Source organism: Neisseria sp. P0009.S010 (assembly GCF_051958545.1).
Taxonomy (GTDB): Bacteria; Pseudomonadota; Gammaproteobacteria; order Burkholderiales; family Neisseriaceae; genus Neisseria; species Neisseria subflava_A.
The window spans coordinates 18,607-38,880 of sequence record NZ_JBQCVH010000002.1 but is presented as its reverse complement, the minus strand read 5'-3'; the positions used below and the strand labels follow the sequence as shown (position 1 = coordinate 38,880).

Here is a 20,274-nt window from a genome sequence, read left to right as displayed (position 1 = left end):
GTATTTTCTATGATGATAGTAAGCCTACCTGCTTACGCAGAGCGCTTGCCTGATTTCTTGGCAAAAATTCAGCCTTCTGAAATTTTTCCTGGTGCTGATCGCTACGGCAAACCTGAAGGTAAGCCTTTGGTTGCTCGTGTATATAAAGGCGAAGAGCAACTTGGCTTGGTTTATATCACGACTGATGTGGTTAATACGCGCGGTTATTCGAGTAAGCCGATTGATACGATGGTTGCATTGGCCAATGATGGCACTATTGCCGGAGCAAAATTGGTTGAACATCATGAACCAATTATGCTGATTGGTATTCCGCAATCCCGTGTTGATAAATTCATTGATAAATATATTGGCTTAAATTTTATTAAAAATCCTCCGCAGCCTGGCGTGGCTCCTGGTGATATCATCAGTGGTGCGACTGTAACGTTAATGGTGATTAACGACAGTATTCAGCGTTCTGTCAAATCGGTTATTCATCAATATCATTTGGGTACGGATAAAGCGACTCAAGCCGGTGCTGCTGCCGCTTCTGGTGAACAAGCTGCAAATGAGCCTGCGGTTCAAACCCGTCCCCGTCGTGCTGTGAATTCTGATAAACAAGATATTCAGTCTTGGAATGCACTGTTAGAACAAAAAGCTGTTGGTCATCTGCATATTTCTGTTGACGATATCAACAAATTGTTTGAAAAAGGTGGTAAAGCAGGTGTTACAGACCATGCAGAGCAGGGCGATGGTAACGATACATTCGTTGATTTATATGTTGCTTTGGTCAGCCAACCTTCTATCGGTAAAAGTCTTTTAGGTGAAGCCGGTTGGAATAATCTGCAAAAACGTTTGCAACCAGGTCAACAGGCTATTATGGTTGCCGGTGAAGGCCGATACTCTTGGAAAGGCTCAGGCTATGTGCGTGGCGGTATCTTCGACCGTATCGAAATGATTCAGGGCGATACCAGCTTCCGTTTTACCGATGCACAACATGAGCGTGTAGTTGCTTTGGCAGCGGAAGGTGCACCTGCATTTAAAGAGGTCTCTTGGTTTACCATCCCGGAAGGTGTGGAATTTGATGCTGCCGAGCCATGGCGTTTACAACTGATGATTCAACGTGTGTTGAGCGTTAACGATAAAGCTTTTGTGAATGCAGATTTGGATTACGAATTGCCAAAAGGCTACTATGTCGATGATCCAAAAGCGCCACCTGTTGAAATCAGCGCGCCGGTTGAGCAAGTTGCGGCTGCAGCTTCAGTTCCTGAAAGTACGGGTATTGCCGAAGATGCGACTGCCGGTGATGATGGTGTTTCCAACCAACTTTGGAAACAGGTTTGGAAAGCCAAGCAAGGTCAAATTATTGTTGTCGGTATTGCTTTGACAATTCTTCTGTTGGTATTCCTGTTCCAAGACTGGATTGTACGTTACGAAAAATGGTATGACCGTTTCCGCCTCTGCTTCCTGACATTTACCTTAGTTTATATTGGTTGGTATGCGCAAGCTCAATTATCGGTTGTCAATACGCTGACCTTATTCTCCGCAGTTTTGACTGAATTCCACTGGGAATTCTTCCTGATGGATCCGCTGGTGTTCATCCTGTGGCTCTTTACAGCGGCAACCATGCTGTTGTGGAACAGGGGTACGTTCTGCGGCTGGCTGTGTCCTTTCGGTTCGTTGCAAGAATTGACCAATCGCATTGCTAAAAAACTGGGCGTAAAACAAATTACTGTGCCACATCTGTTGCATACGCGCCTGACAGCCATTAAATACGTCATCTTCTTCGGTTTGCTGGCTATTTCCCTGTATGATTTGGGTACTGCTGAAAAATTTGCAGAAGTTGAACCTTTCAAAACCGCAATTATTCTGAAGTTTATGCGCGAATGGTGGTTTGTATTGTTTGCTGCAGCTTTGCTGATTGCCGGATTGTTTATCGAACGTTTCTTCTGTCGTTATCTGTGTCCTTTGGGTGCGGGTATCGCATTGCCGGGTCGATTCCGTGTGTTTGACTGGCTGCGCCGCTATAAAATGTGTGGCAATCCTTGTCAGATTTGTACGCATGAATGTCCGGTACAGGCCATTGCACCAGAAGGCGATATCCATCCGAACGAATGTATCCAATGCCTGCATTGCCAGGTAATGTATCACCACGATACGCGTTGTCCTCAAGTAGTGGCAACGAATAAGAAAAAACAAAAACAAGCGGCAGCAAAATCTGAGCAGCACGATGCGGCAGCAACGAAAAATGCTCAAGAACAAGTTGTTCAGTTTGTTAAAAAAGAATCGGCAATTAGTGTTGATAAGTAGTTATTTATAAAAAAGAGGGCTGTATCGGCAGCCCAACTTAGAAATTTTTTCATCGGTAGGCCGTCTGAAAAAAATCGGCCGCCGGATTTTATCCAAGGAGTGTCGTATGTCAGACGAAAAATTAGAACAAAACGGCTTAAGCCGTCGTTCATTCTTAGGTACTGCCGCTGCTTCCGGCGCAGGTATTGCCGGTGCCGGTTTGTTGGGCTTGGCCGGTTGCTCTAACGGTGAGGGTGACAAAGCTGCTGTTTCTGGCGCAGCTCCTGCCGAAAAAGCCGCTGCTCATTCTGCCGAACCGGGCAAACAAACTTCCGAAGTCGGTCCAGGCGAACTTGACCAATACTACGGTTTCCTGTCAGGCGGTCAATCAGGCGAAATGCGCTTGATCGGTTTGCCATCTATGCGCGAACTGATGCGTATCCCAGTATTCAATATGGACAGCGCTACTGGTTGGGGTCGTACCAACGAGAGTCTGAGCGTTTTAAACGGAAACATTACGCCGGAAACCCGTAAATTCCTGCAAGACAGCGGTCTGCGTTGCTACCCTAACGGCGACTTGCACCACCCGCACTTGTCTTTCACCGACCAAACTTACGATGGCCGTTATGCTTACGCCAACGATAAAGCAAACACCCGTGTTTGCCGCGTCCGCTTGGATGTAATGAAAACCGATAAAATCATCGATATTCCTAATGCTTCAGGTATCCACGGTCTGCGTCCGCAACGTTATCCGAAAACCGGTTACGTTTTTGCCAACGGCGAACACATTGTTCCAGTTGACGGCGTAGGTAAATGGGATGATGCGAAAACTTGGAATGCCGTTTATACCGCAATTGACGGCGAAACCATGGAAATCGCATGGCAAGTTTTGGTAGACGGTAACTTGGACAACGGCGATGCCGACTACCAAGGTAAATACTCTTTCTCTACCTGCTATAACTCTGAACGCGCTCTGACTGTACAAGGTGCTTCTTCTAACGAGCAAGACTGGTGTGTAGTATTTAACCTGGCCGCTATCGAAGAAGGCATCAAAAAAGGCGACTTCAAAGAAGTTAACGGCGTGAAAATGTTGGACGGCCGTGCAGAAGCCAACTCTCCATACACCCGCTACATCCCTGTACCTAACTCTCCTCACGGCTGTAACGCAAGCCCTGACGGCAAATACATCATGCTCAACGGTAAACTGTCTCCAACCGTTACCGTATTGGATGTCAGCAAACTGGACGATTTGTTTGCAGGCAAAATTAAAGAGCGCGATGTTGTCGTAGCTGAACCTCAACTGGGTCTTGGCCCATTACACACTGCATTTGACGGTCGCGGCAATGCCTATACTACATTGTTTATCGACAGCCAAATGGTGAAATGGAACATCGACGATGCGATTAAAGCCTACAAAGGCGAGAAAATCGATCCGATTAAACAAAAATTGGACGTTCACTATCAACCTGGTCACAACCACACTACCATGGGTGAAACTAAAGAAGCCGACGGTAAATGGTTGGTGTCTTTGAACAAATTCTCCAAAGACCGCTTCCTGAACGCAGGCCCTCTGAAACCTGAGTGTGACCAATTAATCGACATCTCCGGCGACGAAATGCGTCTGGTTCACGACAACCCGACTTTTGCAGAACCACATGACTTCTGTCTGGTTTCCGCTTCCAAAGTGAACCCAAGCAAAACTTGGGACCGCAAAGACCCATGGTTCTGGAAAGATGCTTTGGAACAAGCGCAAAAAGACGGTGTTGAGCTGGAAAAAGCCGCTAAAGTCGTACGTGAAGGCAACAAAGTACGCGTGTACATGACTGCCGTTGCGCCTGCATTCAGTATCCCTCAATTTGAAGTGAACCAAGGCGACGAAGTGACCGTATACGTAACCAACGTTGAGACCATTGAGGACTTGACTCACGGTTTCACTTTGGAAGGCTACGGTATCGCTATGGAGATCGGCCCGCAAGCGACATCTTCTGTAACCTTCAAAGCAGTCCGTCCAGGCGTACACTGGTATTACTGCCAATGGTTCTGCCACGCATTGCACATGGAAATGTCAGGTCAAATGATTGTTAAACCAAAATAATTTTGGTTTGATGATTTAATCCTTCAGGCCGTCTGAAAAGACATTCTTTCAGACGGCCTTTATAGCAAAGCTGTTTGTCTGCAGATATTGCAATGAGATATAAGCCATCATCAGACAGCTTTGCTATAACATCAAAATACCTGTTTCTGCATATGTTTACCATGTAGAAAACAGGCCGTCTGAAATTGAGATATAATTATGACGCATACACCATCCCATCGTTCCAAATGGCAACGTGCCGCATTCGTATTGCTATTGGGCAGTATGGTTCAGACGGCCTTTGCCTCAGTCATCAACGTATCCGCACAAGACAATCTCAATGATGCTTTAGCGCGCGCCCAAGCCGGCGATACGCTCAAGCTTGCCTCCGGTACATACAAGACCAAACTCTATATCGACAAACCGATTACCATTGAAGGTCCGGCCGATCGCTCCGCCAAGATTGTCGGCGACAGGAGCGGGCGTACCATTGCCGTTCATGCGCCTGACGTGACCCTGCGCAATCTGACCGTTTCCAATTCAGGCTTGAGCCTGCCGGCTATGGATGCAGGGATTTACCTCGATGAAACGGCTCCGCGTGCATTGGTTGAACACAATAATGTCTTGGACAACTCAGTCGGCGTGTACATCCATGGCGCGGCAGAATCGATGGTGCGTGAAAATAAGATTGTCGGGGAAGCCACATTGCGCGTGAATGAGCGCGGTAATGGCGTAACGGTTTGGAATGCGCCGGGCGCGCAAGTAGTTGACAACGATATTTCCAAAGGCCGTGACGGTATTTTTTCCAATACCAGTACAAACAATACCTATAAAGGCAATCGTTTCAGCGATTTGCGTTTTGCAGTGCATTATATGTACACCAACGACAGCGAGGTCAGCAACAACATCTCCGTCGGCAACAATATGGGCTATGTGTTGATGTTCTCAGAGCGTCTTAAAGTGTATGGCAATATCGCTGTGGGCAGCCGTGACCAAGGCATCATGCTCAATTACGTCAACTATTCCGACATTAACGACAACATTATCAACAAAGCCGGTAAATGCGTATTCGCCTATAACGCCAACTTCAATAAAATTTTTGACAACCATTTTGAAAACTGTCAAATCGGCATCCACTTTACCGCGGCCATTGAAGGCACAAGCCTGTCCAATAATTCGTTTATCAACAACGAAAGCCAAGTTAAATACGTCAGCACCCGTTTCCTTGATTGGGGAGAGGGCGGCCGAGGCAATTATTGGAGCGACAACAGTACATTCGATCTTGATGGCGATGGTTTTGGCGATAATGCCTATCGACCGAACGGTATCATAGACCAAATTATTTGGCGCGCGCCCGTGTCCCGTCTGCTGATGAACAGTCCTGCCGTCAGCATTGTCAAATGGGCGCAATCTCAGTTCCCCGCTATTTTGCCGGGCGGCGTCATCGACAGTAAGCCATTGATGAAACCGATCAGCAACAAAACAAGCACCAAATACGAAGCCATGAAGGATGAGCTGTTGCACGAAGCCAGTACGCGCCAATCCGATTGGAGCGATGCCGAAAACGGATCTTTGAATTAAACATGTTTTCAGACGGCCTTTTGAATGAGGCCGTCTGAAACAGCACAAAGGAATTATTCATGACCAACCACGTCGAATTAAGAAACGTGACCAAACAATTCGGTAGTCAAAAAGCCGTCAACCAAGTCGATTTAGTCCTCAAAGCAGGCGAAAGCGTCGGCATGGCAGGGCATAACGGTGCAGGCAAATCCACCATCATGAAGCTGATACTCGGCCTGATTACACCGACCGAAGGCGAAGTCATGTTGCTGGGCGAGCGTACCGGCAGCAAGGCAGGCGCACTGCTTCGCAGCCAAATCGGCTACTTGCCTGAAACCGTCGCGCTTCATCCTTCATTGACCGGCATTGAAACCATGGATTTCTATGCCAAGCTGAAAAAACAGCCCTTGAGTAAAAACCGTGAGTTGTTGGAACGCGTTGGTATTTCTCAAGCGGCACGCCGCCGTGTCGGCACTTACTCCAAAGGTATGCGCCAGCGTCTCGCTTTGGCACAAGCCTTGTTGGGCGAGCCTAAAGTCTTATTGTTTGACGAACCGACCACAGGCCTTGACCCGGCTTCACGCCAAATGTTTTACGAAGTCGTGCGCGAGCTGAATGGACGCGGTGCGACCGTATTGCTCAGCACGCATGCGCTTGCCGAACTCGATGGCCACGCCGACCGCATTATCGTCATGAAAAACGGTGTGAAAGTTGCCGATGGCAGCATGGATGAGTTGCATGTTCAAAGCGGTTTGCCGTTGACCGTCAATGTCCGTTTGAAAGAAGCACGACCGTTGAGCGAGCGTTGGCAGCCGCTTTCAGACGGCCTGTCGTATAAGGCGCAATGTAAAGCCGAAGAGCGTATGGGACTTTTGAGCGAATTGGGTGATTTGGGCAACCTTGCCTATATCGATATCCATACCCCGACACTTGACGATATGTACGCACAATTCTTAAAAAGGGAAGACGTATGAACCCCGTTTGGATTATTACCGGCAAAGAAGTCCGCGACAGCCTGCGCAACCGTTGGGTCCTCGCCGCCGCACTCCTGCTTGCCGCGCTTGCCCTGTCATTGGGTTTCCTGGGCAGTTCGCCTACCGGTACAGTCAAAGTCGATCCGTTGACCGTTACCGTTGTCAGCCTCTCCAGCCTGTCGATTTTCCTGATTCCGCTGATTGCGATGTTGCTCTCTTATGATGCACTGATCGGCGAAATCGAGCGCGGTACAATGGCGTTGCTGCTAAGTTACCCCATCTCGCGCAACCAAATCCTTGCCGGTAAATTTATTGGCCACCTCATCATTCTTGCTCTTGCTACCACGGCAGGCTACGGATTGGCAGGCATTACCCTCCAGCTTGCCAACGGCGGCTTTGACCTTGCCGCATGGAAACCTTTTGCCCTCCTGATTGTTGCCAGTGTGATTCTTGGTGCAGCCTTTTTGTCTATGGGTTATTTGATTAGTGCGAAAGTCAAAGAACGCGGTACTGCCGCCGGTATCGCCATCGGCGTATGGCTGTTTTTTGTGGTGATTTTCGATATGGCGCTTTTGGGTGTTTTGGTTGCCGATACCGAACAAGTCATTACCGCGCCTGTCGTAGAAACCATTCTCTTGTTCAATCCTTCCGACATTTACCGTCTGCTCAACCTGACCGGTTATGAAAACACCGCGATGTACGCAGGTATGGCCGGTTTGAGCGATCAAATCAGCCTGACTATGCCGGTTTTGCTGACGGCGCAGGTATTATGGGTTATCATTCCTTTGATCTTGGCCGCCTGGATTTTCGGAAAGAGACAAATATGAGAAAAATATTATTTACAGCATTCACCATCCTTGCTTTATCTGCTTGTAGCAAAGAGGAAAATACTCCTCCGCCTACGCCCCAACGAATCAGCGACAGCGCAGTCGGTCATTACTGCAGCATGAATTTGACTGAACATAACGGCCCTAAAGCGCAAATCTTCTTGAACGGCAAACCTGACAAACCGGTTTGGTTTTCCACCATCAAGCAGATGTTCGGCTACACCAAACTGCCCGAAGAGCCTAAAGGCATTCATGCCATCTATGTTACCGATATGGGTAAAGTCAAAGATTGGGAAAAACCCAATGCCGACACTGAATGGATAGATGCGAAAAAAGCCTATTACGTTATTGAAAGCAGCTTTATTGGCGGCATGGGTGCGGAAGACGCGCTTCCGTTTGCCGACAAGGCTCAGGCTGAAAAATTCGCCAAAGAAAAAGGCGGCAGAGTAGTCGGTTTTACAGAGATGCCCGACGAATACATTTTCAAATAAAACAATCAATAAAAGGCCGTCTGAAACAGTTTCAGACGGCCTTTGTGTTGGAAGCTGCCGATTGATGATTTAATGAATGCAGCTTTCAATATAAAGATAAAAAATCTAAGGAATACTTTATGTCCACCCCTTTAACGCGCCGCTGTTTCATTGCTATCGCCGCCACACTTGCCGCCGGTGTCGGCATTCCTTTTGCCATCAGCCGCAAAACCAATCAACCGACTCATCCGACCAGTCTGAATCAAGAAGAGCAGCCAGTTATTTGGAGAGGTATTGCGTTGGGTTCGGGTGCGGAGTTGCGTTTGTTCGGCGTTGAGCGCAAGCAGGCGGAAATACTGGTCAACAAAGTATTGGCGGAAGTTTCACGATTGGAAAAAATCTTCAGCCTGTATCGGGATGACAGCATGATTAGCCGCTTAAACCGAGAAGGCCGTCTGAAGAATCCGCCATCCGATTTTTTACAGCTGCTCAGTATCAGCCGAGATATCCATCAGCTGACGCAAGGTGCATTTGATCCTAGCATTCAGCCTTTGTGGAATCTGTATGCCGACCATTTCAGACGAAATCCGAAAACCGAAACACCGCCATCTGAGCGCAGTATCAAAGACACGCTCAAATTAGTGGATTTTAACAAAGTCGATTTTGATACCAAAGAAATCCGTTTTGCCCAAAAAGGCATGGGCTTGTCGCTTAACGGCATTGCCCAAGGCTATATCACCGACAAAGTAGCCGAATTGTTGAAGCAGCAAGGCGTTTCTCAGGCATTGATTGATATGGGGGAGATTTACGGCTTTGATAATGCCAACCAGCGTGAGTGGAATGTCAGCATCCGCAATCCTGACCAAGAAGACCAAATCCTGACCACCATTGCCATGAAAAATCAAGCGTTTGCCACATCGGGCGGCTATGGCACTGTAATGGACGAGGCAGGCAAATTTACCCATCTGTTTGACCCGCGTACAGGCGGAAGCCAACCGCGTTATAAAAGCATGAGCGTCATGGCGGAGAGTGCGGCGGTTGCCGATGCCTTTTCTACCGCATTCTCCATTATGGATGAAGCAGCCATCCGTACTGCGGCTCAAGTTAAAAAGGCACAGGTTTGGCTGGTGATGCCGAATAATGAATTGAAGAAGATTGGAAGTTGAGGAGAAGGGCAGCCTTGCCTGTGATTTTGACTATGTGCATAGGGCAGGGAAGGTTCGATTACTGAAATAATGGAGGATAAAAAAAGAAGGGCTGCCAAAGGGGGCAACCCTGAAACTCTTGCAGCTGGGAGTAATTAGCAAGAGATTACGACACTTAAAACAAAAATTCACTCATTTCAAAGCATGAAGCTTTAATATCTAAGCAATACGGTTTCAACCGCTCAAACCCCTTCGATACGGAGAAACACAACATACATGGGAAAATCCGACAAAGTGGTTTGAAGCAATTCAGATGAACGGTCTGTAATGCAGATAACCGGATGTCTTTAGATGAACGGTATAATATCAGGATAAACGGAACATTACTAGTGAATATTATAAAAAATTAGAATAATTCATTTAGTAATTGATTTTATTGAATAAAAATATGACTTTTTATTGAACTTTTTTACAACATATTGATTTGGTTTTAAAAAGGGAATTGTGTAAGTATTTGGCGTTAATCAAAAAACTTGTTTTGAGCTTTGGGAATAGATAATCAATAGAAAAAGGCCGTCTGAATGTTCAGACGGCCTTTTTTCAAAAAGTTACTTATTTGGTTGCAGAAGCAGTAGAAGCAGCTTCGGCTTGAGCGCCTGCAGCTGCGTTTTCACCCCATGCAGCAGGATATTTGTAACCGGCAAAGCGTTTTTGTGAGTAAGCTTTGAACTCGTCAGAGTTGTAGGCTTCAGTTACATCTTTCAGCCATTGGCTGTCTTTATCGGCAGTGCGGACGGCAGACCAGTTAACGTAGGCAAAGCTTGGCTCTTGGAACAGGGCTTCAGTCAGTTTCATGCCGCTGCTCATGGCGTAGTTGCCGTTAACGACGGCAAAGTCAACGTCGGCACGGCTGCGTGGCAGTTGGGCGGCTTCAAGTTCTACGATTTGGATGTTTTTTGGATTTTCGGCAATATCGTTTTTAGAAGCAGTCAGCGGATCAACGTCGGCTTTCAGTTTAATCCAGCCCAATTCGTTCAACATAACCAATGCACGGGCAAAGTTAGATGGGTCGTTAGGTGCAGAAACGCTGACGCCGTCTTTCACTTCGTCCAAAGATTTCAGTTTGCCAGGGTACAGGCCCAAAGGTGCAGTCGGTACTTGGAAGGCTTCAACGATGTCCAACTTGTGTTCTTTTTTGAAGTCGTCCAGATAAGGTTTGTGTTGGAAGATGTTAATGTCCAATTCGCCTTCAGCCAAAGCAAGGTTGGGGCGAACATAGTCGGTGAACTCGATCAGTTTGACTTTATAGCCTTTTTTCTCCAAAGCCGGTTGGATTTGGTCTTTTACCATATCGCCAAAGTCGCCGACGGTTGTACCGAAGACGATTTCTTTTTTCTCTGCGCCGTTGTCAGCAGAAGAAGCGGCAGAAGCAGCAGGCGCGCTGTCTTTTTGACCGCCGCAGGCAGCCAGTACGATGGCCAGCGCAGCGGCTGAAAGGGTTTTGAAGAATGTGTTGATTTGCATATTTTGCTCCTAATGGATGATAAAACGGTTTCAGACGGCCTCAAGCCGCCGCCGTCAAAAAAGAGGGATTGTAAATCTATTTTGGAAATATGAGGATGTTTTTTGTAAATTTATTTGGAATATATATCCTAATATGTTCTAAATAGATAACAGGCCGTCTGAAAAATAGTAATCTATTTCAGACGGCCTGGTTTGTTTAACGTTTATCCAGTTTGCGTGCCAATCTGTTGCCGATACCTTGAATCAGGATAACGAGTAAAACCAGGATGGCGACGATGAAGATGATGACTTCCATTTGATAGCGGTAGTAGCCGTAACGGATGGCAAGGTCGCCCAAGCCGCCGCCGCCAATCATACCTGCCGCCGCGCTGTACGACAGAAGGCCGATAGCCAGTACGGTAATGCTGGAAACCATACCTGCGCGTGCTTCATTCAAAAGCACTTTGCAGATGATGCTCATGGGGGAAGCGCCCATTGCGGAGGCCGCTTCAATCACGCCTCTGGGTACTTCGCGCAGGTTTTGCTCGACCAAACGAGCGAAGTAGAACAAGCCGGATACGCTCAATACCAATGAAGCGGCAACCGGGCCGATGGTCGTGCCGATGATGGCGCGTGTAACAGGAATCATGGCAATCATCAGGATGACGAAAGGAAACGCGCGCATCAGGTTGACCAGGTTGTCCAAAAATAAATTCAGCTGTTTGTTGTAGTGCAACTGATGGCTTGACGTCACAAACAGCAATACGCCCAAAATCGTACCGAAGATAACGGCGAAAGTAGTCGATAGGCCGACCATAATAAAGGTTTCGCCCAAGGCTTGGATAATTTCGCCCTTCATGCTGACGATGGTCTCAACAGCACTTTCAAATGTTAAATCTGCCATATTAGTCCTCTCGAATCAGCTCTTGCCCGATTTCGGATTGGGCATGGATTTGGTTGCCGTGTACTTCAATGATTTCCAGCAGACGGCCTTTGTCCAAGAGGGCGGCACGGTCGCACAGGCGGCGGATAACGCTCATTTCGTGGGTAACGATGACGATGGTTACGTTGAAACGTCGGTTGATGTCTTCCAAACACTTCAAAACGCTGCGCGTAGTGGCGGGGTCGAGGGCGGAAGTGGGTTCGTCGGCGAGGATGACTTGAGGTTGCGGCGCCAGCGCACGGGCAATGCCTACACGTTGTTTTTGACCGCCAGAAAGTTGGGACGGGTAATGATTGGCACGGTCTTGCAAATCAACGATTTCCAAACATTCTTCAACACGTGCTTGGATTTTTTTAGACGGCCATTTGGCAATTTCTAAAGGAAAGGCGACGTTTTCGGCAACGGTACGGTTGCTCAATAGGTTGAACTGTTGGAATACCATGCCGATGTTTTGTCGGGCGTGGCGCAGTTGCGTGGCGTTGAGCGCGGTCAGTTCTTGGCCGCATACGCTGACGGTACCTGTATCCGGACGTTCCAATAAATTAATCAGGCGCAGCAGGGTGGATTTGCCTGCGCCGGAATAGCCCATCAGGCCGAAGATTTCTCCCTGTTTGATTTCGAGGCTGGTCGGCTCGACGGCGACAAAGTCTTTGTTGTCGCGTGTTTGATAGTGTTTGGAGACGTGATCCAGAATAATCATGGTTTATCCGTGTTTTCTTTAATTCGTGTGGCCATCAGGGTGTGCAGACGGCGGTTGTCGGCGCGCGCGACGGTAAATTGCAGGCTGCCGATGATGACTTTTTCGCCGCGTACGGGCAGGTGCCCCAATTCTTGAATGACCAGGCCGCCGATGGTATCGGCTTCTTCGCTGCTGTATTCCGTACCGAAGAAGGTGTTGATGTCTTCGATTTCGGTAGCCGCGTGGATGCGCCAGCGTTCGGAAGAAACGGCGTGGATATTGTCGGCGCTGTCGTCTTCGTCAAACTCGTCTTCGATGTCGCCGACGATTTGCTCGATGATGTCTTCAAAGGTTACCAGGCCGGATGTGCCGCCGTATTCGTCGATAACAATCGCCATGTGGTTGCGTTGCTCGCGGAACTCTTTTAAAAGGGCGGTCAAAGATTTGCCTTCGGGAACGAAAACGGCAGGGCGTAAGACGGATTTCAGGTGAAACTGCTCGGGGTTGAACATATATTTGAGCAGGTCTTTGGCGTGCAAAATACCTAAAACCTCGTCTTTGTCTTCACCGATGACGGGGAAACGCGAATGGGCGGTTTCGATGATGTAGGCCGTGATGCGCTCGATGCTGTCGTTCTCTTTCAATACGTTCATGCGGCTGCGCGTAATCATGGCATCACGCACTTCCAGTTCGGCAAAGTCCAATACTTTTTCCAGCCGGGTCAGTGTGTCGGCATCAAAAACTTCCTGCTCGTGCGCTTGGCGCAGCAGGGTTAATACGTCTTCGGCGGAGTCGGGCTCGCCGGCAAGTCGGGAGATTAGGCGTTCGAAAAACTTGGGTTTCGACTGCGTACCGTCCATTTTAATATTCGTCCTCTTGGTAGGGGTTGGGGAAGCCTGACGCCAGCATCAGGCGGATTTCTTCGGCTTCCATTATTTCGGCTTCATCGTCTTCGATGTGGTCGTAGCCCATCAGGTGTAAAGTACCGTGTATGGTCAGGTGGGCAAAATGCTGCTCAGGTGTTTTGCCTTGTTCGGCGGCTTCTTTCAAAACCACTTGCGGGCAAATCACCAAATCGCCATACAGGCCGTCTGAAAACTGGTCGGGCAGGATTTCGCCTTCGTTGAGCGCGAAACTCAATACATTGGTGGCGTAATCTTTGCCTCGGTAGTCGCGGTTGTAAGCGCGGGCTTCTTCTTCGTCCAGAAGAATCAGGCTGATGTCTGCGCGGCGGTATTCGTTTTTTAAGGCAGACCACGCCCAGCGGTAGAAGTCATTCTCTGAAGGAAGGTTGGCGGCGGAAGAAGCGTTTTCAAAGTTCAGATGAAAACGTTGCCGCTGTAAGGATAAAAAAGGATATTGTTTGGCGCGTTTCATGTTGTCCCGAAAATTTGGTTTTTAGGCGTAAATATAACATATTCACCCCCATGCCGTCTGAAAAACCGCCCAAAATATGATAGACTTCATGCCGTTTTCCATCTTTCAGGCAACCATTATGAACCCGAAAAAACTCGTTATCGCCAGTCGCGAAAGCCTGCTTGCCATGTGGCAGGCAAAACATATCCAAGGCCGTCTGAAAGCCCTGTATCCCGATTGCGAAGTCGAGATTTTGGGCATGACCACGCGCGGCGACCAGATTTTGGACAGAACTTTGTCAAAAGTCGGCGGTAAAGGCTTGTTTGTCAAAGAGTTGGAACAGGCTTTGTATGACGGTCGGGCCGACTTGGCCGTGCATTCTATTAAAGATGTACCGATGGATTTGCCTGAAGGTTTCGCGCTTGCGGCCATCGGCGAACGCGCCAATCCGTTTGACGCATTTGTGTCCAACCAATACGCGCGTTTGGAAGAAATGCCCAAAGGCGCCGTCGTAGGCACATCCAGCCTGCGCCGCGAAGCCCAGTTGCGCGCGCGCTATCCGCATTTGGTTATCAAACCTTTGCGCGGCAATGTGCAAACCCGTTTGTCCAAACTCGATAATGGCGAATACGACGCGATTATTTTGGCTGCCGCCGGTTTGCAGCGTCTGGAATTGGACGAACGCATCCGCATGATTTTGTCGGAATCCGACAGCCTGCCTGCTGCCGGACAAGGCGCATTGGGTATTGAAATTGCAGCGCATCGCGAAGATTTGTACGAAGTCTTAAAGCCATTGAACCACGATACCACACACGCCTGCGTTACGGCCGAACGCGCTTTGGCGCGCGCTTTGGGCGGAAGCTGCCAAGTGCCGCTGGCCGCATATTGTACTGAAGAAAACGGCTTGCTGACCTTGCGCGGCTTGGTCGGTCATCCTGACGGTTCGGTTATTTTGCAGGCAGACGCGCAAGCCCCAGCCGAATACGCCGATGCTTTGGGTCGCGCGGTCGCCAAAAAACTGGCGGATGATGGTGCGGAAGAATTGATTGCCGCCGTATTGCAAGAACAGGCTTAAAACAGCATAGATCATTTTAAAAGGCCGTCTGAAAGTTTCAGACGGCCTTTATTTTGTTGATGCTTAAGGATTCATAATCCGCGCAACCAAAGCTTTTTCTTTGCCCTGCATGTTAGGGATTTTTACCTGAATGCCGTTGCCTGGGGCAACATCGACAGGCTGGCCTTTTCGGGTCATTTGTTCCAATTTGATGGTTTGATTGCCGCTTGGGTGGATGATTTCGAGTGAATCGCCGATGGCAAAGCGGTTTTTAACTTCGATGGTCGCCCAGCCATTTTCATCGATTTCGGTAACGTGGCCGACATATTGGCTTTGTTTGGCGATGGAGTGGCCGGTCAGGTAGTTTTGGTAATCCTGAGTTTGGTGGCGCTCGAGGAAGCCGCTGGTGTAGCCGCGGTTGGCAAGGCCTTCGAGTTCGCTCAACAAGCCGTAGTCAAACGGACGGCCTGCAACGGCATCATCAATTGCTTTGCGGTAGGACTGGGCCACGCGTGCAACATAATAGAGCGACTTGGTACGGCCTTCGACTTTGAGGCTGTCCACGCCGATTTTGGCCAGTTTTTCAACTACTTCGATGCCGCGAAGGTCTTTGGAGTTCATGATATAGGTGCCGTGTTCGTCTTCCATAATCGGCATCATTTCGCCCGGGCGGTTGGACTCTTCAATCAGGAAAACTTTGTCGGCGTAGGGATGGCGTTTTTGACCGTTGATGCCTTCAAAGTTTTGGTTGGCTTCTTCTTGGGCTTTTTCAAAGTTGAAACCTTGCAGAAGCTGGGCATCGCCTGCATCGCTTTCGACGGCGTTGTGGACTTTGTAATCCCAACGGCAGGAGTTGGTGCAGGTGCCTTGGTTGGGGTCGCGGTGGTTGAAGTAGCCGGAGAGTAGGCAGCGGCCGGAGTAGGCGATACACAATGCGCCGTGGATAAAGACTTCGAGTTCGATGTCGGGGCATTCTTGGCGGATTTCAGCGATTTCTTCCATGCTCAATTCGCGCGACAGAATAATGCGTTCGACGCCGATGTTTTGCCAGAATTTCACGCCCCAGTAGTTGGTGGTGTTTGCCTGAACGGATAGGTGGATCGGCATTTCCGGCCATTTTTCGCGCACGGTCATGATTAAACCTGGATCCGCCATAATCAGCGCGTCGGGTTTCATGGCAATCAAGGGTTCCATATCGGAAACGAAGGTTTTGAGTTTGGAGTTGTGCGGCAGCGTATTGACGGTCAGGAAGAATTTTTTGTTGCGCTCGTGCGCTTCTTTAATGCCTTGCTCAAGGACGTCGAGTTTGGCAAATTCGTTGTTGCGGGCGCGCAGGGAGTAACGCGGGCTGCCGGCGTAAACGGCGTCTGCGCCGTAGTCGTAGGCGGCGCGCATACGTTCGAGGCCGCCTGCAGGCAATAAGAGTTCGGGTGCTTTCATGTTTTATGCTTTTTAAAATGTTTTCAGACGGCCCTCAAGGGAAGAGGGAAGGCCGTCTGAAAGATGTTTGAAGAATGGGCGGATTATCCGCTGTTTTTGTGTTTCGGTCAATTTTGTGTCGGGTTTGCGCTTTGTTTTTTATACGGAAAATGTCTTATATGATGAAAGGTGAAAAGGGGCTGCAATACGTTGGAAATGTAAAAAAGCAGGGTTGGGTGGATTAATTTAACAAAAAACCGTTCAAGCAATGTATTTTCTTGTAAAATATCAAGCTTCATTTTTAAAAAATATTCGGATTAGTTACCGATTTTGACCGACGGAAGGTTTATGGATTTTCGTTTTGACATTATTTATGAATACCGCTGGATGTTTTTTTACGGCGTATTAGCGACGCTGGGAATTACAGTGGTTGCAACGATTGGCGGTTCGATTTTAGGTTTGCTGCTGGCATTGGCTCGTTTGGTTAATCCGGAAAAAGCCGGTGCGCCGATACGTGCATTGGCTTGGGTTTTGCGTAAGATTTCTTTTGTGTATGTTGCATTGTTCCGCGGTACGCCATTGCTTGCTCAAGTTATTATTTGGGCTTTTGTTATTTTCCCATTTTTTGTACATCCTACCGATGGTGCATTAATCAGCGGAGAATCTGCAATTAATTTTCGTCGCTCTTATGGCCCATTGATCGCAGGTGTAATGGCTTTGATTGCCAACTCAGGTGCATATGTTTGTGAGATTTTCCGTGCCGGTATCCAGTCGATTGATAAGGGTCAAATGGAAGCTGCGCGTTCTTTGGGTCTGACCTATACTCAGGCGATGCGTTATGTGATTTTGCCGCAAGCTTTGCGCCGTATGTTGCCACCACTTGCAGGTGAATTTATCACGCTTTTGAAAGATAGTTCTTTGCTGTCTGTTATTGCAGTTCCTGAACTTATGTCTGTTCAAAAAGCAATCACAGGTCAGTATTCGATATTCCAAGAGCCGCTTTATACGGTTGCATTGATTTATCTTGTATTGACGAGTGTATTAGGATGGGTATTCTTACGTTTGGAACGTCGCTATAACGTAAAACTTCATTAATTAGGAAGACAAAAAAGGAAGACTTTTTCAAGTCTTCCTTTTTTATTTGCCGTCAATGTTTCAGACGGCCTTGAATCAGAATGCTTCGCCGACTTTGACACCGCCTGCAATGTCTTTGGGCGTTGCCAGTTTGGCAGTTGCTTGTTGGGCGGCTTGGAATGCTTCAGTTGCCATGATGTCGGCAGCTTCTTGTACGGCCAATGTGTTGGCCATGTATTGCCAACGTGCTGCTAAGTCGGCGTTTGTTGGTGCGTGGAAACCGTCTCGCAATTCTTCTACCAAGTCAGGGCGGTTGCACACCAGTACAATATCGCAGCCTGCTTCAAAAGAAAGGCGGGCGCGTTCTTTAATACCGCCGACACCGCATGCGCCTTCCATGGTCAGGTCGTCTGAAAAGATAACGCCGTTAAATCCGATTTCTTGGCGCAGGATTTGTTTCAGCCATTTTTCGGAGAAGCCGGCAGGTTGGCTGTCGATTTGCGGGTACACGACGTGGGCAGGCATGACTGCGGCCATGCCTGCCTGGCTCAGTGCGCAGAATGGGATAAGGTCGGCGGCTTCGAGCTCTTCGCGGCTGCGTTCGTCGCAAGGCAGGACGTGATGGCTGTCGCCTTCGACAAAGCCGTGGCCGGGGAAGTGTTTGCCGCAAGATTTCATGCCGCCTTTGTTCAGGCCTTTTTGCAGGGCAAGGGCAAGCTGGGTAACGATGTTAGCATCGCGGTGGAAGCTGCGGTTACCGATGACGGCGCATTGACCCCAGTCTAAATCCAATACGGGCGTGAAGGATAGGTCGATACCGCAGGCGGAGAGTTCGGTTGCTAAAACCCAGCCGACTTGTTCTGCTTGGGCGCAGGCGGCTTCTTGGCCTTCGTTGTCCCAAATTTCACCCAATACGTTCATGGCCGGCAGGCGGGTGAAGCCGTCAATAAAACGTTGAACCCGTCCGCCTTCGTGGTCGACGGCGATGATGAGTTCAGGTGTACGGACGGCTTTGATTTCTTGAACCAAAGCTTTGAGCTGGGAAACGTTTTCAAAGTTGCGGCGGAACAAAATAACGCCACCGACGGCAGGGTCGAGCAGGCGTTGTTTTTCTTCTTCGGTCAGATGATAGGCAGCGACGTCGGCCATGACTGGGCCGCGTGGAAGATGAGGCGTATTCATTGTTTTGTCCTGAATAATGTATATATTGGATAATCGTTATGTTCAGACGGCCTGAGAGTGTAGGAATATCTCAGGCCGTCTGAATATATTGGTTTTGAATTAGGCAGTTGCTTTTTTCTTGTCTTTTAAGATGAAAATCAACATAACCATCACGATGCCGGTTACCACAAAACCTAAAGGTGCAGAGCCGGTCATGCCTAAAATCAGGTAGCCGATAGCGGCAGAGGCGGCAACGGTTAGTGCGTAAGGGAATTGCGAGGTAACGTGGTCGATGTGGTTACAGTGTGCGCCGGTAGAAGAGAGGATGGTGGTGTCGGAAATCGGCGAGCAGTGGTCGCCAAATACGGCACCGGCCATGACGGCGGACATGCAAGGGATAATCAGCGAAGGTTCGACTTTGACGGCCATGGCGGCGGCAATCGGCAACATGATGCCGAATGTGCCCCAACTTGTGCCGGTAGCGAAGGCCATCACGCCTGCGAGCAGAAACAAAATCACGGGTAGGAAGCCTGCGTGGATATTGCCTGCCACCAAAGTGGAGAGGTATTCGCCGGTGTGCATCTCGCTGACAACGGTGCTGATGATCCATGCCAAAATCAAGATGGTAATGGCACCGCGCATAGAGATGATGCCCTGCCAAATGGCTTTAGGGTAATCGTTGGTTTTGATGGTGCCGATGGTGCAGAGGATGACGGCCAATACACCGCAAGTACCGCCGAATACGAGGGAAGTGTTCACGTCGGTATTTTCAAACGCGCTGAGTAAAGAGAAGGTTTCAGAAGCTTGCGCGCCAGTGTAAATCATGGCGGAAACCGTGGCGACGATCAGTACCAAAACCGGCACAATCAGTGCAAATACACGGCCGTTGGGATGGCCTGTTTCAACGGTTTCATCATGAATTTCATTTAAAGCGGCGCGTTCCAAACTGGCCATGGAGCCGATATCGAAGGAGAACCAAGCCACGACAAACACCATAATCAATGCGAAGACGGCGTAGTAATTCATCAGGCTCATGGCCACGAATGCGCCCATTGGTGTGTAGTCTGTGATGTTGTAAGTCACCAAAAGGCCTGCCAAAGTAGCAATAATCGACGCCCCCCAGCTGGATACAGGCATCAAAACGCACATCGGCGCGGCAGTGGAGTCAAGGATATAAGCCAGTTTGGCGCGGGAAACTTTGAATTTGTCGGTTACAGGGCGGGCAATCGCACCGACGGCAAGGCTGTGGAAATAGTCGTCAATAAAGGTAACGAATACCAGACAGGCGGTCAGCAGCTTCGCCCCGCGACGGCCTTTGATGTGCTGTTTTGCCCAATCGGCAAATGCTTGGTTGCTGCCGGAATGCGTCAGCAGGGAAGTGAAAATCCCCAAAAGCACCAAGAAGAGTAGGATTTTGGGTTTGCCCAAGGACCAATCGCCGTCCGCCCAAGTCAGGCTGACTGCCATGTCTTTTAAGTGAACCAAGGCATCAAGTGGATTACTGCCTACCAGCAAGAATGAGCCTACGATAATGCCGACACCTAAGGACAGCAATACACGGCGCGTTGCAATGGCCAAGGCGAGCGCGATGGCTGCCGGGACGATAGATAAAATAGAATTCGAATAATTAATAAGTTGCATAATTATATTGTGTATAAGCGGTGAAATATTTTCAGAAGGCCTAAATTGGAAGACGGATAACAAAATACCCACTGCCTCTGACATATGGGTATTTTATCATCTAACACATCATCATGCCGTCTGAAAAAT

17 protein-coding genes are annotated in these 20,274 nt (G+C 48.8%); 9 read left to right on the top strand and 8 right to left on the bottom strand.

The features are described from left to right. Positions 1–9 precede the first annotated feature (9 nt). The 7 genes from ACTHSN_RS01895 to ACTHSN_RS01865 all read left to right on the top strand — a co-directional run bounded on the left by ACTHSN_RS01895 (position 10) and on the right by ACTHSN_RS01865 (position 9,336). Positions 10–2,286 carry a regulatory protein NosR gene (locus ACTHSN_RS01895; protein ID WP_083290016.1) on the top strand — a complete coding sequence of 759 codons (2,277 nt, stop codon included), beginning with the start codon at positions 10–12 and terminating at the stop codon, positions 2,284–2,286. 106 nt (positions 2,287–2,392) lie between these two features. Further along, the gene (gene nosZ / locus ACTHSN_RS01890; protein ID WP_070459260.1) at positions 2,393–4,360 is read left to right on the top strand and encodes a TAT-dependent nitrous-oxide reductase; all 1,968 of its coding nucleotides are present in this window, start codon (positions 2,393–2,395) and stop codon (positions 4,358–4,360) included. A gap of 198 nt (positions 4,361–4,558) precedes the next feature. Beyond that, positions 4,559–5,920, top strand: a complete 1,362-nt coding sequence (locus tag ACTHSN_RS01885; RefSeq protein WP_440365037.1) for a nitrous oxide reductase family maturation protein NosD — start codon at positions 4,559–4,561, stop codon at positions 5,918–5,920. Between the two features lie 59 nt (positions 5,921–5,979). Next, entirely contained in the window at positions 5,980–6,873 is an 894-nt protein-coding gene (locus ACTHSN_RS01880) for an ABC transporter ATP-binding protein (protein WP_003684436.1), read from the top strand. Further along, the gene (locus tag ACTHSN_RS01875) at positions 6,870–7,700 is read left to right on the top strand and encodes an ABC transporter permease (RefSeq protein ID WP_296183882.1); all 831 of its coding nucleotides are present in this window, start codon (positions 6,870–6,872) and stop codon (positions 7,698–7,700) included. The genes ACTHSN_RS01880 and ACTHSN_RS01875 overlap by 4 nt, the downstream gene beginning before the upstream one ends. Continuing rightward, positions 7,697–8,191, top strand: coding sequence for a nitrous oxide reductase accessory protein NosL (locus ACTHSN_RS01870; protein ID WP_440365036.1), 495 nt, complete (start codon positions 7,697–7,699; stop codon positions 8,189–8,191). Before ACTHSN_RS01875 ends, ACTHSN_RS01870 begins: the two co-directional genes overlap by 4 nt. A gap of 119 nt (positions 8,192–8,310) precedes the next feature. Continuing rightward, positions 8,311–9,336 carry an FAD:protein FMN transferase gene (locus ACTHSN_RS01865; RefSeq protein ID WP_440365035.1) on the top strand — a complete coding sequence of 342 codons (1,026 nt, stop codon included), beginning with the start codon at positions 8,311–8,313 and terminating at the stop codon, positions 9,334–9,336. Positions 9,337–9,927: 591 nt separating this feature from the next. Here the strand turns inward: ACTHSN_RS01865 and ACTHSN_RS01860 are convergent. From ACTHSN_RS01860 to ybeY, 5 genes are all read right to left on the bottom strand, one after another. Beyond that, the gene (locus ACTHSN_RS01860) at positions 9,928–10,839 is read right to left on the bottom strand and encodes a MetQ/NlpA family ABC transporter substrate-binding protein (protein ID WP_003684378.1); all 912 of its coding nucleotides are present in this window, start codon (positions 10,837–10,839) and stop codon (positions 9,928–9,930) included. 196 nt (positions 10,840–11,035) lie between these two features. Next, positions 11,036–11,722: a methionine ABC transporter permease gene (locus ACTHSN_RS01855; RefSeq protein ID WP_070587440.1), complete on the bottom strand. Its 687-nt coding sequence runs from the start codon at positions 11,720–11,722 to the stop codon at positions 11,036–11,038. 1 nt (position 11,723) lies between these two features. After that, positions 11,724–12,461, bottom strand: a complete 738-nt coding sequence (locus tag ACTHSN_RS01850) for a methionine ABC transporter ATP-binding protein (RefSeq protein WP_107792357.1) — start codon at positions 12,459–12,461, stop codon at positions 11,724–11,726. After that, positions 12,458–13,300 (bottom strand): HlyC/CorC family transporter, encoded by an 843-nt coding sequence (locus ACTHSN_RS01845; RefSeq protein ID WP_107792358.1) that lies wholly within the window; start codon positions 13,298–13,300, stop codon positions 12,458–12,460. The genes ACTHSN_RS01850 and ACTHSN_RS01845 overlap by 4 nt, the downstream gene beginning before the upstream one ends. Before the next feature lies 1 nt (position 13,301). After that, positions 13,302–13,817 carry an rRNA maturation RNase YbeY gene (gene ybeY, locus ACTHSN_RS01840; protein WP_107810750.1) on the bottom strand — a complete coding sequence of 172 codons (516 nt, stop codon included), beginning with the start codon at positions 13,815–13,817 and terminating at the stop codon, positions 13,302–13,304. A 118-nt stretch (positions 13,818–13,935) separates the two neighbouring features. Between ybeY and hemC the strand changes: the two genes are divergently transcribed. Next, positions 13,936–14,871 (top strand): hydroxymethylbilane synthase, encoded by a 936-nt coding sequence (hemC, locus tag ACTHSN_RS01835; RefSeq protein WP_107810756.1) that lies wholly within the window; start codon positions 13,936–13,938, stop codon positions 14,869–14,871. A 63-nt stretch (positions 14,872–14,934) separates the two neighbouring features. Here hemC and trhP read toward each other — a convergent pair whose 3' ends face one another. Further along, positions 14,935–16,290: a prephenate-dependent tRNA uridine(34) hydroxylase TrhP gene (trhP, locus tag ACTHSN_RS01830; RefSeq protein ID WP_070606783.1), complete on the bottom strand. Its 1,356-nt coding sequence runs from the start codon at positions 16,288–16,290 to the stop codon at positions 14,935–14,937. A gap of 327 nt (positions 16,291–16,617) precedes the next feature. On the opposite strand from trhP, the gene ACTHSN_RS01825 reads away from it, so the two are divergent. Continuing rightward, positions 16,618–17,364 (top strand): amino acid ABC transporter permease, encoded by a 747-nt coding sequence (locus tag ACTHSN_RS01825; RefSeq protein ID WP_070459299.1) that lies wholly within the window; start codon positions 16,618–16,620, stop codon positions 17,362–17,364. Positions 17,365–17,439: 75 nt separating this feature from the next. On the opposite strand, the gene nagZ is transcribed toward ACTHSN_RS01825, so the two are convergent. Then, positions 17,440–18,525, bottom strand: coding sequence for a beta-N-acetylhexosaminidase (gene nagZ, locus ACTHSN_RS01820; protein ID WP_440365034.1), 1,086 nt, complete (start codon positions 18,523–18,525; stop codon positions 17,440–17,442). A gap of 99 nt (positions 18,526–18,624) precedes the next feature. Next, complete coding sequence (locus ACTHSN_RS01815) at positions 18,625–20,145, bottom strand: Na+/H+ antiporter NhaC family protein (RefSeq protein WP_440365033.1); 1,521 nt, start codon at positions 20,143–20,145, stop codon at positions 18,625–18,627. Positions 20,146–20,274: the final 129 nt, after the last annotated feature.

Coding starts and splice junctions, on each gene's coding strand:
- ybeY (WP_107810750.1), bottom strand. CDS start 13,817: ATGAAACGCGCCAAACAATATCCTTTTTTATCCTTACAGCGGCAACGT.
- trhP (WP_070606783.1), bottom strand. CDS start 16,290: ATGAAAGCACCCGAACTCTTATTGCCTGCAGGCGGCCTCGAACGTATG.
- ACTHSN_RS01885 (WP_440365037.1), top strand. CDS start 4,559: ATGACGCATACACCATCCCATCGTTCCAAATGGCAACGTGCCGCATTC.
- hemC (WP_107810756.1), top strand. CDS start 13,936: ATGAACCCGAAAAAACTCGTTATCGCCAGTCGCGAAAGCCTGCTTGCC.
- ACTHSN_RS01845 (WP_107792358.1), bottom strand. CDS start 13,300: ATGGACGGTACGCAGTCGAAACCCAAGTTTTTCGAACGCCTAATCTCC.
- ACTHSN_RS01850 (WP_107792357.1), bottom strand. CDS start 12,461: ATGATTATTCTGGATCACGTCTCCAAACACTATCAAACACGCGACAAC.
- ACTHSN_RS01870 (WP_440365036.1), top strand. CDS start 7,697: ATGAGAAAAATATTATTTACAGCATTCACCATCCTTGCTTTATCTGCT.
- ACTHSN_RS01860 (WP_003684378.1), bottom strand. CDS start 10,839: ATGCAAATCAACACATTCTTCAAAACCCTTTCAGCCGCTGCGCTGGCC.
- ACTHSN_RS01880 (WP_003684436.1), top strand. CDS start 5,980: ATGACCAACCACGTCGAATTAAGAAACGTGACCAAACAATTCGGTAGT.
- nosZ (WP_070459260.1), top strand. CDS start 2,393: ATGTCAGACGAAAAATTAGAACAAAACGGCTTAAGCCGTCGTTCATTC.
- ACTHSN_RS01825 (WP_070459299.1), top strand. CDS start 16,618: ATGGATTTTCGTTTTGACATTATTTATGAATACCGCTGGATGTTTTTT.
- ACTHSN_RS01815 (WP_440365033.1), bottom strand. CDS start 20,145: ATGCAACTTATTAATTATTCGAATTCTATTTTATCTATCGTCCCGGCA.
- ACTHSN_RS01875 (WP_296183882.1), top strand. CDS start 6,870: ATGAACCCCGTTTGGATTATTACCGGCAAAGAAGTCCGCGACAGCCTG.
- ACTHSN_RS01865 (WP_440365035.1), top strand. CDS start 8,311: ATGTCCACCCCTTTAACGCGCCGCTGTTTCATTGCTATCGCCGCCACA.
- ACTHSN_RS01895 (WP_083290016.1), top strand. CDS start 10: ATGATGATAGTAAGCCTACCTGCTTACGCAGAGCGCTTGCCTGATTTC.
- ACTHSN_RS01855 (WP_070587440.1), bottom strand. CDS start 11,722: ATGGCAGATTTAACATTTGAAAGTGCTGTTGAGACCATCGTCAGCATG.
- nagZ (WP_440365034.1), bottom strand. CDS start 18,525: ATGAATACGCCTCATCTTCCACGCGGCCCAGTCATGGCCGACGTCGCT.